The sequence below is a fragment of the Streptomyces sp. Sge12 genome, assembly GCF_002080455.1.
Classification (GTDB): Bacteria; Actinomycetota; Actinomycetes; order Streptomycetales; family Streptomycetaceae; genus Streptomyces.
Map to the genome: position 1 here is coordinate 268,741 of NZ_CP020555.1, position 12,894 is coordinate 281,634.

At 73.8% G+C, this 12,894-nt stretch carries 10 protein-coding genes; 9 read left to right on the top strand and 1 reads right to left on the bottom strand.

What is annotated here, in order from left to right:
* The first annotated feature begins 1 nt into the window (after nucleotide 1).
* From B6R96_RS01260 to B6R96_RS01280, 5 genes are all read left to right on the top strand, one after another.
* Nucleotides 2–2,071 carry an acetate--CoA ligase family protein gene (locus B6R96_RS01260; RefSeq protein WP_081521249.1) on the top strand — a complete coding sequence of 690 codons (2,070 nt, stop codon included), beginning with the start codon at nucleotides 2–4 and terminating at the stop codon, nucleotides 2,069–2,071.
* A gap of 57 nt (nucleotides 2,072–2,128) precedes the next feature.
* On the top strand, nucleotides 2,129–3,337 hold the full coding sequence (locus tag B6R96_RS01265; RefSeq protein ID WP_081521250.1) for an acyl-CoA dehydrogenase family protein: 1,209 nt from the start codon (nucleotides 2,129–2,131) through the stop codon (nucleotides 3,335–3,337).
* Nucleotides 3,338–3,375: 38 nt separating this feature from the next.
* Complete coding sequence (locus tag B6R96_RS01270; protein ID WP_030385053.1) at nucleotides 3,376–4,548, top strand: acyl-CoA dehydrogenase family protein; 1,173 nt, start codon at nucleotides 3,376–3,378, stop codon at nucleotides 4,546–4,548.
* Between the two features lie 113 nt (nucleotides 4,549–4,661).
* Nucleotides 4,662–5,624 (top strand): 3-hydroxybutyryl-CoA dehydrogenase, encoded by a 963-nt coding sequence (locus tag B6R96_RS01275; protein ID WP_081521251.1) that lies wholly within the window; start codon nucleotides 4,662–4,664, stop codon nucleotides 5,622–5,624.
* A complete protein-coding gene (locus tag B6R96_RS01280) occupies nucleotides 5,621–6,232 on the top strand; it encodes a TetR/AcrR family transcriptional regulator (RefSeq protein WP_079407558.1) in 612 nt (203 codons plus the stop codon). The genes B6R96_RS01275 and B6R96_RS01280 overlap by 4 nt, the downstream gene beginning before the upstream one ends.
* Before the next feature lie 38 nt (nucleotides 6,233–6,270).
* Here B6R96_RS01280 and B6R96_RS01285 read toward each other — a convergent pair whose 3' ends face one another.
* The gene (locus tag B6R96_RS01285) at nucleotides 6,271–6,624 is read right to left on the bottom strand and encodes a hypothetical protein (RefSeq protein ID WP_051779032.1); all 354 of its coding nucleotides are present in this window, start codon (nucleotides 6,622–6,624) and stop codon (nucleotides 6,271–6,273) included.
* Between the two features lie 799 nt (nucleotides 6,625–7,423).
* Here B6R96_RS01285 and B6R96_RS01290 point away from each other — a divergent pair.
* The 4 genes from B6R96_RS01290 (at nucleotide 7,424) to B6R96_RS01305 (ending at nucleotide 12,795) form a co-directional block, all read left to right on the top strand.
* Nucleotides 7,424–8,521, top strand: a complete 1,098-nt coding sequence (locus B6R96_RS01290; RefSeq protein ID WP_234437871.1) for a DUF5954 family protein — start codon at nucleotides 7,424–7,426, stop codon at nucleotides 8,519–8,521.
* A gap of 124 nt (nucleotides 8,522–8,645) precedes the next feature.
* Nucleotides 8,646–9,077, top strand: a complete 432-nt coding sequence (locus B6R96_RS01295; RefSeq protein ID WP_053703815.1) for a VOC family protein — start codon at nucleotides 8,646–8,648, stop codon at nucleotides 9,075–9,077.
* A gap of 150 nt (nucleotides 9,078–9,227) precedes the next feature.
* Nucleotides 9,228–10,604 carry an LCP family protein gene (locus B6R96_RS01300; RefSeq protein WP_081521252.1) on the top strand — a complete coding sequence of 459 codons (1,377 nt, stop codon included), beginning with the start codon at nucleotides 9,228–9,230 and terminating at the stop codon, nucleotides 10,602–10,604.
* A 103-nt stretch (nucleotides 10,605–10,707) separates the two neighbouring features.
* Entirely contained in the window at nucleotides 10,708–12,795 is a 2,088-nt protein-coding gene (locus B6R96_RS01305) for a SpoIIE family protein phosphatase (protein ID WP_081521253.1), read from the top strand.
* Nucleotides 12,796–12,894: the final 99 nt, after the last annotated feature.

The following is a 12,894-nucleotide window of genomic DNA, read 5'->3' on the forward strand; positions in this document are numbered from 1 at the left end:
GATGGGACGTGATCTGAGCGCACTCTTCGACCCCCGCTCGGTCGCCGTCGTCGGCGCCAGCGACGACCCGGCGAAGTACGGCCACGCGGTGGCGGCCCAGGCATTGCGCGCCCCCGACCGGCGGCCCGTGCACCTGGTCAACCGGCGCGGCGGCGCCGTACTCGGCCGGACGGCGGCCCCCTCCCTCTCCGCCATCGGCGAACCGGTCGACCTGGTGGTGATCTCCGTACCCGGCGCCGGCTTCGAGGCGGCCGTCGACGAGGCCCTGGCCTGCGGGGCGAAGGCGATCGTCGCCATCACCGCGGGCTTCGCCGAGGCCGGCCCCGCGGGACTGGCCCGGCAGCGGGCGATCACCGAACGGGTACGGGCCGCCGGAGCCGTCCTCGTGGGCCCCAACTGCCTGGGCATCGCCGACAACACCACCGAGCTGTACCTCGCCTCGGACCGCTTCGCCCCCGGCGGCGTGGCCCTGCTCAGCCAGAGCGGCAACCTCGCCCTCGAACTCCAGCTCCGCGGTGAACGGCACGGCCTCGGCTACTCCCGCTTCGTCTCCCTCGGCAACCAGGCGGACGTCACCCTGGTCGACCTCGTCGAGGACTGCGCCCGCCACGACGCCACCTCCGCCATCGCCGTGTACGCCGAGGACTTCGGCGACGGCCGGGCCTTCGCGGCGGCCGCCGCCGCGGCGGGCAAGCCGGTGGTGCTCCTCACCGCCGGCCGGGGCACGGCCTCCGCGCGCAGCGCCCAGTCCCACACCGGGGCGCTCACCACCTCGGCCGACGTGGTGGCCGCCGCCTGCCGTGACGCGGGGGTCGAACTCGTCCGGACACCGCGGGAAATGACCGTCGTACTGGCCGCGCTGGCCGCCGGGGTGCGGACGGACGGCCGGCGGACCGCGGTCTTCACCGACGGCGGCGGGCACGGCGCGATCGCCGCCGACGCCGCCGAGGACGCGGGGCTCGACGTACCGGAGTTCGGCGCGCCGACGCAGGACCGGCTGCGGAGGGTGCTGTGGGAACAGTCCTCGGTCGGCAACCCCGTCGACCTGGCCGGGATGGGCGAGCAGCGGCCCCGGTCGTACGCGGACACCGTCGGGGAGCTCCTCGCCTCCGACGAGGTCGACGCCGTCCTGATGACCGGGTACTTCGGCGGGTACGCCGCCGCCGAGGGCGGTCTGGGCGGCGGCCCGGCGGGGGGCTCCGTACTCGCCGACGGCGAGGCCGCGGCCGCCAAGGAGATCGTCGCGCACCTCGCCGCGCGGCCGAAGCCGCTGGTCGTGCAGTCGATGTACCCGCACTCGCCGAGCTGCCGGGTGCTGGCCGAGTCCGGGGTGCCGGTGTTCGCCGCCACCGAGGACGCCGCCCGTGCGCTGGCGGCGATGACCGGCCGGGGGGCGGCGGACGCCTGCGGTGTGCCTCCGCTGCCGCCCGCCGCGGCGGCGCTGGAGGATCCGGGGTACCACGGGGTGCGGGCGCTGCTCGGCGGCGCCGGTGTGCCGTTCCCGGCGGCGCGCGAGATCACGGACGAGGCCGGGCTGCTCGATGCGGCGGACGCGTTCGACGGCCCGTACGTGCTCAAGGCCCTGCACGTCCTGCACAAGTCCGACGCCGGCGGTGTGGCGCTGCGCCTGGCCGACCGGGCCGCGCTCCTCGCCGCGTACCGGGACATGCACGCCCGGCTCGGCGCGCCCGCGTACTCGGTCGAGGCGATGGCCGACCTCACGGACGGCGTCGAGCTGATCGTGGGCGTGAACCAGGACCCCCGGTTCGGGCCCATCGCCCTGGTCGGGCTCGGCGGCGTCCTCACCGAGACGCTCCGCGACGTGGCCTTCGCCCCGGCCCCCGTACCGGCCCGGCGGGCCGAGGCCCTGCTGCGCGGACTGCGCAGTGCGGCGCTGCTGGACGGCGTACGCGGCCGGCCGGCCCTCGACGTGGCCGCGGCAGCGGCGGTCATCGAGCGCATCACCACTGTCGCCGCGGCGCACCCGGAAATCGCCGAACTGGAGGTCAACCCGCTGCTGGTGCGCCCGGACGGCGCCCTCGCCCTGGATGCGCGGGCCGTCCTGCGCTGACCGCCCTGCGCCGATCGTTCCACCCCCACCACCCGTGCTCTGGAGGACTGACGCCCCATGGACTTCCGCTACACACCCGAGCAGGCCGACCTCAAGGCCCGCGCCGCCGCCTACGCCCGCCTGCTGATGCAGTACGAGGACCGGTCGGAGGAGGCGGGCGGCCCGCTGCCCGTGGACACGGTCCGCGCACTGACCCGCGCCGCCGTCGAGGCCGGCGTCTACGCCATCAACATGCCCGCCGAATGGGGCGGGGCCGGCCTCTCGCTGCTGGACCAGGTCATCGTCGAGGAGGAGTTCGGCAAGGTCACCAACTGCCTCTGGGACATCCCGTGGCGGCCGGCGAACGTCCTCGCGTACGGGACCGAGGCGCAGCGCGAGAAGTACCTGCTGCCGGTGATCCGCGGCGAGCGGTTCGACGCGTTCGCGGTGACCGAGCCCGGTGCGGGATCCGATCCCGGCTCGGGCACCAGCACCGCGACCCGGACCGACGGCGGCTGGCTGCTGAACGGCGAGAAGTGGTTCGTGACCTGCGGCGACATCGCGGACTTCCTGCTGGTGCAGGCGGACGCGGGACCCGAGCGGGCGGCGACCCTGTTCTTCGTTGACAAGCAGGCGCCCGGGGTCGAGATGACCCGGGTCCCCCGCTTCATGCACTCCGCGGTGAACGGGCACCCCGAATTCACCTTCACCGACGTGTTCGTCCCCGACGAGGACGTGCTCGGCGGTGTCGGCAAGGGCTACGAGCTGACGAAGGAGTGGTTCACCGACGAGCGGCTGATGATCGCCGCCCGGACGGTCGGCGCCGCCGAGCGCGCCCTGGAACTGGCCCGGGACTGGGCGGTGGAGCGCCGCCAGTTCGGCTCGCCCATCGCCGACTTCCAGCTGATCCAGGGCATGCTCGCCGACTGCGCCGTCGACATAGCCGTCAACCGCGCCTACACCCACCAGGTCGCCTGGGAGGCGGACCGGCCGGAGACCGACCGCAAGACGCTGCACGCGAAGGCCTCGACGGCGAAGCTCGCGGCGAGCGAGGCCGCGGGGCGGGTCGTCGACCGGTGCGTGCAGATCTTCGGCGGCCGCGGCTACGACCGTACGTACCCCGTCGAGCGCATGTACCGCGAACTGCGCGTCGACCGGATCTGGGAGGGCACCTCCGAGATCCAGCGCCTGATCATCGCCAACGAGCTGATCAAGCGCGGTACCCGGTCCCTCGCCCTCCCCGTCGACCTTCCCGTCGACCTCCCCGTCGACCTTCCCACCTCCTGACGACCGCTCCCCCACCACGACCCAGAGGACAGACAGACATGGACTTCCGCCTCACCGCCCGTCAGGAAGAGCTCCGGGGCACGGCGCGCGCACTCACCGACTTCATCACGAAGTACGAGCTCGACTGCGAGGAGAACAACGGGCTGCCCCCGCAGGCCCACACCGAGATCCGCGACGCGGTCCTCGACAGCGGGCTGCAGGCCGTCAACATGCCGAAGGAGTGGGGCGGCGCGGGCCTGACCATCCTGGAGCAGGTCACGGTCCAGGCGGAACTCGGCCGGCTCACCGGAGCGCTGTGGGACATGGTGTGGCGTCCGGCCAACGCCCTGTCCTACTGCACGCCCGAGCAGCGCGAGCGCTACCTCGTCCCGGTGATCCGCGGTCAGCGCCGCGACTGCTACGCGGTGACCGAGCCCGAGGCCGGCTCCGACCCGCAGAGCCTGCGGACCACGGCGACGCGGACCGACGGCGGCTGGGTGCTGAACGGCGAGAAGTGGTTCGTGACCGTCGGCGACCACGCCGACTTCATGATCGTGCTGGCCGCCGCCGGGGAGGAGCGCGCGCCGACCCTGTTCCTCGTCGACAAGGACACCACGGGCATCGAGATGACCCGGGTGCCGCGCTGGATGCACACCTTCGTCTACGAGCACCCCGAGTTCACCTTCACCGAGGTGTTCGTGCCGGAGGACGCGGTGCTCGGCGAGGTGGGCCAGGGCTACGACATCACGCGCTCCTGGTTCACCGAGGAGCGGCTGATGATCGCCGCCCGGACGATCGGGGCGGCGGAGCGGGCCCTGGAACTGGCCCGGGACTGGGCGGTGGAGCGCCGCCAGTTCGGCTCGCGCATCGCCGACTTCCAGCTGATCCAGGGCATGCTCGCCGACTGCGCCGTCGACATAGCCGTCAACCGCGCCTACACCCACCAGGTCGCCTGGGAGGTCGACGAGGGCGTGCTCGACCGCAAGACGCTGCACGCGAAGGCGGCCATCGCGAAGCTGGCGGCGAGCGAGGCGTCGGGCCGCGTCGTCGACCGGTGCCTGCAGATCTTCGGCGGTCGCGGGTACGACCGCTCGTACCCGGTCGAGCGCCTCTACCGCGAGCTGCGCGTCGACCGGATCTGGGAGGGCACCTCCGAGATCCAGCGCCTGATCATCGCGGGCGAACTGGTCAAGCGGGGCACGGGCGTTCTGCGGATGCCGTCCGCCGGGTGATCCTCGCCCCGCGGTCCGGGGCGGCGCCCGCGGGTGCCGCCCCGGACCACGGAACAGACACGCACGCACGCACACGCACACGCACACGCACACGAAGGAGGGAGGACGGATCGATGACCGATGTCGAACGGGTCGGGGTCGTGGGCTGCGGGTTGATGGGGTCCGGCATCGCCGAGGTCTGCGCCCGCGCCGGACGGGACGTCGTGGTGGTGGAGACGGCCCCCGCGGCCGCGGCGGCCGGCCTGGAGCGGATCACCCGCTCCCTGGAACGCGCGGCGGCGTCCGGCCGGCTGACCGCCGCCGAACGGGACGCCGCCGTCGGCCGGATCGCGGTGACCACGGACCCGGCGCGGCTCGCCGACCGGGACCTGGTCGTCGAGGCGGTGGCGGAGGACGAACGGGCGAAACTGGAGGTCTTCCACCTGCTCGACCGGGTGGTGGAGCGCCGGGACGCCGTCCTCGCGACGAACACCTCCTCCATCCCCGTCATCCGGCTGGCCGCCGCCGTCTCGCGGCCGGCGCAGGTCATCGGCCTGCACTTCTTCAACCCCGTACCGGTGCTCCCGCTGGTCGAGCTGGTACCGTCCCTGCTCACCGGCGAGGAGACCGTCCGGCGGGCGCGCGCGTTCGCCACCGAGGTCCTCGGCAAGGAGGTGGTCCGCGCCCAGGACCGGGCGGGGTTCGTCGTGAACGCGCTGCTCGTGCCGTACCTGCTGGCCGCCGTACGCATGGCCGAGTGCGGCACCGCGTCCGCCGAGGACATCGACCGGGGCATGACACTGGGCTGTGCGCACCCGCTGGGTCCGCTCGCCCTGGCCGACCTGATCGGCCTGGACACGGTGCAGGCCATCGCCCGGTCGATGTACGCGGAGTACCGGGAGCCGTTGTACGCCCCGCCGCCGCTGCTGGCCCGGATGGTCGACGCGGGGCGGCTGGGCCGCAAGACGGGCCGGGGCTTCCACGTCTACGGCGCCCGCGGGGCCGGTGCGATGCGCGAGGATGGGGGCGGGGTGGCCACGGCAGCCGGGCCCACCCGCCCGGTGATCGGGCGTCGAGACGGGGAGCAGCCAACGTGACCAAGGCCGAGCGCGCACTCGAGACGCGTGAGCGAATCCTCACGGCCGCGTGCGAGGTCATCGCCGACATCGGCTTCGAGAACGTCAGCATGCGCAAGGTCGCCGAGCACGCCGGGGTGTCGAAGGCCCTGCTGCACTACCACTTCGACACCCGGGAGAAGCTCTTCGCGGAGGCGATGACGCACTCCTTCGCGCAGACGGGTACGGACACCGAGGGCGTCGCCGACTCGGTGCCCGCGTCCGTCGTACTGGCCCGCATCCTGCGGAGCATGCTGCCGAGCGATGCCGAGCTGCGCCAGGACTGGAAGCTCTGGCAGGAGTTGTGGGTGCGGTCCCAGCGCGACACGGCGGCCCGGCACTTGGCCGTCGACCTGTACGACCAGCTGCACGCGTGGGTCGGCGGGGCCGTGGAACGGGGTATCCGCTCAGGGGAGTTCACCGACTGCGACGTCGCGGCCCTGGCCACCCTGGTACTGGCCCTGTGCGACGGCCTCGGCATCCGCCTGATGATCGACGATCCGCGGGTTGACCTGGCGACGGCCCGGTCGACGATCTGGCGGACGATCGCGCCGGCGCTGGGCATCGCCCCGGAGTTCCCGGACATCTGACGGGGCGCCCGGGGCCGCCCCGGGACGGCCCGCCGGCGTCAGCTCGGACCGTGCACGGTCTGGACGTAGCCGTTCGGGTCGACGGTGAGGGCCACGCGCTCCTTCTTGTTCCCCAGGGCCAGCACGATCCAGACGACGCCCCACAGCAGGCACGTGAAGATGGTCAGGATGGCGTGCAGGACGTGGTTGACGTCGCCGCCACGCACCAGCACCGCCTGGGTCGGGGAGCGTGATTCGACGCGCCACCCCTGGCTGACGTACTGGTTCACGGTCCAGTCGAGGATCGCTGTGCGCCGCGCGTCGTCGAGCGGACCGCCGGTGGGCGAGTAGAGCAGGTCCGGGGGCGGTTCCATGGACGGCCCCCAGGGCTGTGGTCCGTCGGACTTGGGCATCGGTCCAGCCTCCCCACGCATCGGGTACGGTCCCGCATACCCAGGGTGCGCCGGACGGGTCCCCCCGGCACTCCGAGCCCTTAACCCGCACATGCGTTCGATCCGGAAGCCCTGGCAACCCCGGATTGTCAGTGCCCGCCCCTACAGTCGGAGCATCCCCATCCAAGGGTTGAGGCGGGCTGCCTCGCTGCACGATCCCGCCCCACCGGACCCCCTCGGGGGACAGCGCCCGGTGGGGCGGAGCGCGGCCCCGGCCGGGTCGCGGATACCGGTCCTACCGCGCGCGGTGCGGCGGGACGGCACCCCGCAGGGCCTGCTCGAGGGCGGCCCGGGAATCCGCCGAGGCATACACGGTCGACGCGTCCACCGTTCCGGCCGGACCCAGGTCGAGGCGCACGGGCGGGTCCAGATGCACGGCCACATCGCCGCCAGGACGAGCACCACCTGCCGCATCCCGGCCGAGTGCCGCAGCCCCGGTACCGGCGGGCGCCTGCGTACCGTCGCCGTCAGCGACCGGGCCCAGATCCGCACGATCCCGGCCCGGGTCGGCCGTACTGTCACGGCCCCCGCCGTCGGTCCTGTCACCGGCACGGCCACCCGCCCCCTGCCTCTTCCGCCTCTTCGTTGCTTCCTTGCTGCCCCCAGGCTCACGCGCGTCCGGCGGAGGGAACAGTGACGAATGTCAGGGGTGTGCCGCAATGGGGCGCAGGTGCGCGAACCGTACCGCCCGGAGCACCCCGAAATCCGGGGAACGGCCGAATCGGGGGCGGCCCCCTGCCGTGTTCGCCAGGATGGGGACATGGACCGTGGGGACATGAGGCCGCGCGGGTCGCGGCCGGTGGTGGTGCGGGTGCCGGTGGAGCCGGTGGAGGCCGCAGTGGAGGCCGACGCGCTCGACGCCGTGGCGCGTGCGGGCGATGTGGTCGTGCGCGGCCCGCTGTTCGGGGTGGCGGCGCAGTCCCCCGAGGACGGCCCGCGGTGGCGGGTGGTCCTCGAAGTGACGGCCGGCTGCCCGCAGCAGGCGCGCGACGGGCTGAACTCGCGGCTCTGGTTCCACGCCAAGGACCGGGCGCAGGACCGGGCCGAGCGGCGCGCGCTGCTGGCGGCGGTCGCCCGGCTGGAGGGCGAGCGGGTCGACGAGCTTGAGGTGTCCGGGACCCGGTACCGGGTCGTGCGCGCCGAGGAGTACGCGGCCTCGGGCCCGGGCGGCATGGAACCGCCGCGCCCCACCGACCCGGAGCCCCTCGTACCCGACTGGGACCGCGCCGTCAGAGAGCCCGCGATCGACGACGGCCTGGTCATGGACCCGGACGCGCCGGTCACCCCGACCCGGGCCTACGAGCAGCTGGCGCTGCGCGGCCTGTGCTACACGGGCGAGCGGTTCCCCGAGGACGTGCGCACCGACTCGCGGCGGGCGCTGGACACCCATCCGGACGTGCTGGTGATGCCGCCGACGTTCACCGTCGTCGAGCAGACCGGCGGCGGCTGGCGGCCGGTCAGCGGCCCGCACGCCACTGCGCATTCGGCCCGCAAGTCGCTGGACTTCGCCCTGACGTGGATGTGGCCGCGGATGCGCGGCCACATCCCCGAGGACGCCGACCCGCGCACCGACGCCCGTACCTGGGTGCCCCCGGACGGCGGGGACGGCAGGAGAGCCGCCGACCTGCGGGCCGCGCAGCTGGCCGCGTACGCCGGGGCCGCCGACACGCTCCGGGTCGGGCGCGTCAACCGGCTGGAGTTCCAGGACGCCGTGTACCAGATCGTCCGCACCCGCCGTCTGCTGCGCTGGGGACCCGACGGGCCGGAGGGCCCGCGGCCCTCCGACGTCAACAGCCAGGACCCCGCGCGCATCCACCTCCGGCTGGACGAGGACGGCCGCGTCCTCCCCGACGACTGACCCGGCGTTGCGACGTGCACCACCGGACTCCATGGGAAACGGTGGACCCGCCCCACCGTGCGATCCGCTGTGCGCCCCACCGATCCACTGATCCCCTGATCCCCTGATCCCCGAGGAGACACCCATGAACTGGACGCTCGAAGTGGTCCCCGTCCCGGTCACCGACATGGACCGCGCGAAGAGCTTCTACGCCGACCGGGTCGGCTTCGGCGTCGACCTCGACGACGAGGTCTCCCCCGGCGTGCGCATCATCCAGATGACCCCGCCCGGTTCCCGGTGCTCCATCGCCATGCTCCAGGGGATGCCCGAGGTCCCCGGCGGCCGGACCATGGCGCCGGGCACCCTGCACGGCCTGCAGCTGTGCGTCACGGACATCGAAGCGGCCCGCGAGGAGCTGATCGCCCGGGGCGTGGAGGCCTCGCCCGTCCGGCACATCGGCGAGAAGGGCTGGGAGGAGGGGAAGGGCGACACCTGGAACTCCTTCCTCACCTTCGACGACCCCGACGGCAACAGCTGGGTCGTCCAGGAGGCCCCCTCGGAGCTGTCCGAGCGCTAGGGCCTGTCTCTTGGATCAGGCCCTGGATGCGCCAAGCGGCCCCCCTGCGGGGAGAAATCCAGGCGCGTACGGCCCGGCCGCCCGCTCATACGACTGTAGGACCAGTACATTCCCCATTTCATCCGGTTCGTACTATTTTGGGGATGTGCCTTGCGTCGTACGGCTGTCGCTCTGACCCTGTTGACCGCCCTCTCCTGCGGTGCCGTGGGCTCGCAGGCCGTCTCCGCCGCGGGCGCACCGGCGGGCGCCGGCGGCGGAGGCGGTGGCCGGGGCACCAACATCCTGGTCGTCGGCATCGACAGCCGGGCCGGGCTCTCCGCGGCCGAGAAGCGGCGCCTGCACGTGGGCGGCAAGGGGTGCAACTGCACCGATGTGATGATGCTCGTCCACCTGTCCCAGAACCGGCGGCGCGCGAGCATCGTCTCCATCCCCCGCGACTCCTACGTCGAGTACGCGGGCACCACCCCGGCCCGCAGCGGCAAGATCAACGGCGCGTACGCGCTCGGCGGCGGCCCGCTCACCGTGGCCACCGTCGAGAAGGCCACCGGTCTGCACGTCGACCACTACCTGGAGGCCGATTTCAAGGGCTTCGAGCAGACGGTGAACAACCTCGGCGGCGCCATCGTGTGCACGGACCGGCCGCTGAAGGACGAGAACTCCGGACTCGACATCGGCGCCGGCCGCCACCTCACCGACGGGAACAAGACGCTGCGCTACGTCCGGGCCCGGCACGTCAACCTGCGGCCCGGCGACCTCGGCCGGGTCCGCCGCCAGCAGCGCGTGGTCAACGACCTGCTGGACCGCCTCACCGCGGAGGGCTCGCTGAACGGGCCCATCAGCGCGGCGCGGACCGTGCGCACCCTGCTGAAGACCGTACGCACCGACGCGCGCACGGGGGTCGACGATCTGGTCCGCATCGGCTGGGCGCTCGGTCACCTCCGCACGGACCGGACGGAGTTCGCGACCGTCCCGATCCGGCTCTTCGACCACCGGGTGCCCGGTGCGGGTTCCACCCTGGTGTGGGACGAGGCCCGCTCCGCCGCGTTGTGGGACGCGCTGGGCGCGGACCGACCGATCACGGGCGACACCCGTATCCAGCCCGTCGCGGAGCATCCGGCCCCCACCGACCCGGCCAGGATCAAGGTCCGCGTGGACGACGCCGACGTCGCCGCCGCCCTGCGCGGCAACGGGTTCGCCGTCACCGACACCTCTGCGACCGCGCCGGCGGTACGCCCGTCCGGGCCGCCGGTCATCCGCTACGCCACCGGCCAGGAGGAGAACGCGGCAACCGTCGCGGCCGCCCTGCCCGGCTCCCGTCTGCAGGCGGACCCGGATCTCGAGGCGGTCGTCGAGGTGGCCGTCGGCAGCCGGCCCGTGCGGGTCGACACCGTCACCTACGACCGCAACGTGGCCGACGGCGCCCCCGTGACCGCCGACCGCGTGCGCTGCGCCGAGCCCCCCGTCGCCCCCGCGGCGGCCGGTGCGGCGCGGCCGGCGGGCGCCGCGGGGCCGACCGGGCGACGATGAGAGGTGTCGACGACGCACGGTCACAGGCCGCACGGGGCGCGCCCTCAAGGGCGCGGACCGCGGCCGGGGGCCGGGGCCGTCCCGGAGGAGCGGGTGCAGCAGGATGCATGAGGACACCCCACTCGAGGAGCTGATCAGCAGCGCCGCCCAGGACGCCGGCGGGTGGCTGGGCGCCCTGCCGGTGGCACTGGTGGCCACCAGCAGCGACGGGATGGTCGTGCGCTGGAACCACGGCGCCCAGCAGCTCCTCGGCTATACCCCACCGCAGGTGCTGGGGCGGCACATCTCCGACCTCCTCCACCCGGGGGCCGACCGCAGCCTGGGCCGGTCGTTGTGGGAGACGGCCGCCACCGGCCGCGGGGTCATGGGGACGGTCACCGCCTGGCACCGCGAGGGTCACCCGCTGGAGCTGGAGATCTGGGCCTGCCCGGTCCCCGACCGCCGCCACGGCGCGTCGGCGGTGCTGGTCTTCGCGGCGGACGCCCACGCGGCCCGCCGGATCCGGGGGTCCTCGGCCGTCTGGGACGGGTTGTTCGCGCGCTCGCCGGTCGGGATCGGGGTCCTCGACACGCAGCTGCGCTTCCTCCAGGTCAACCCTGCCCTCGAAGCGATGAACGGCCTCGCGGAATCCGCCCATGTGGGGCGGCGGCTGGCCGAGGTGCTGCCCGAGGTGAACGCCGGTGAGATGGAGGCGGCGATGCGCCTCGTCCTGGACACCGGCGAACCGGTACTCGACCGGCGCCGTACCGGCCGGACGCCGGCCGATCCGGAGCACGATCACGTGTGGTCGTGCTCGTACGTGCGCGTCGAGGACCCCGGCGGCCGGCCGATCGGCGTGATCGCCTCCCTCCTCGACATCACCGCGCAGCAGCGCGACCACACCGAGGCCGAGGCGGGCCGCCGCCGGCTGGCCCTGCTGAGCGAGGCGAGCTCCCGTATCGGCGCCAGTCTCGATCTGGAGCGCACGGCGCAGGAGCTCGCCGACCTCGCCGTCCCGCACCTCGCCGGCGCCGTCACCGTCGACGTGCTCGACTCGCTGGCGCGCGGCATCGAACCGGGCACGGGACTGGCCGGGGGCGTCGCCCTGCGCCGGCTGGGCAAGGCCCCGTTGACCGGGTCCGCCGTCACACAGGTCCTGGCGCCCCTGGGCAGAACGCTGACCTTCCCGTCGAACGCCCCCTACACCCAGGCCCTCTCGGCCCGTCAGCCGTTCCTGATCGCCCACCTCGACGAGCCGGCCGTCGCCCCGGCCGCCCGCCACTCCCCCAAACCCGCGCAGCTCCTGCGCATCGGCGTGCACTCGTTCATGATGATCCCGCTGATCGCCCGCGACATGGTGCTCGGCGTCGCCACCTTCTACCGCGCCGGGAACGTCGGCCCGTTCGGGTCCGACGACGTCACCCTCGCCGGTGAACTCGCCTCCCGCGCCGCCATCGGCATCGACAACGCGCGGCTCTACCACCACGAGCACGAAACCGCGGTGGTCCTCCAGCGCAGCATGCTCCCCCAGCACGTCACCCCGCCGCCCGGTATCGAGATCGCCCACCGCTACCTGCCGGCCAGCGACGTCAACGAGGTCGGCGGTGACTGGTACGACGTCCTCCCGCTGACCGGCGGCAGGGCCGCCCTGATCATCGGCGACGTCATGGGCCACGGCATCGCGGCCGCCGCCGTCATGGGGCGCCTCTCCGCGACCGTCCGCGCGCTCGGCCGGCTCGACATGCCGCCGACCGCCCTGCTCCACCACCTCGAAGCCACCCTCGCCGACCTGTCCGACCCGATGCTCGCGACGTTCCTGTACGTGGTCTGCGATCCCGCGACCGGCCACTGCACGGTCACGCGCGCCGGGCACCCGCCGCCGGCGGTGGCCCAACCCGACGGCACCGTCTACCTCGTGAACACCCCGCCGGGCGTTCCGCTGGGTGTCGGCGGCGTCGCCTTCACCACCACCGAGATCGCGCTGCCGCCGGGCAGCCTGCTCGTCCTGTACACCGACGGGCTCATCGAGGCGCGCAGCCGCGACATCGACGAACGCCTGGCCGAGCTCACCGGCCTGCTGTCCGGACCCCAGCCGTCGCTGGACCACCTCTGCGACTCCCTGATCGCCCACCTGGTCCCCGCCTCCGCCGACGACGACATCGCCCTCCTCGCGGCCCGCATCGGCGCGCCCGCCCGCCGGCCGGCCGAGTGAATCGGGCCATCGGCCCCACCGAACTGTCACCGCACACTCCCGGCCCCGTACAGTCCGTGATGTCGACGCGCCCCCGGGTCGCGCCCCGCCAGCCGGACA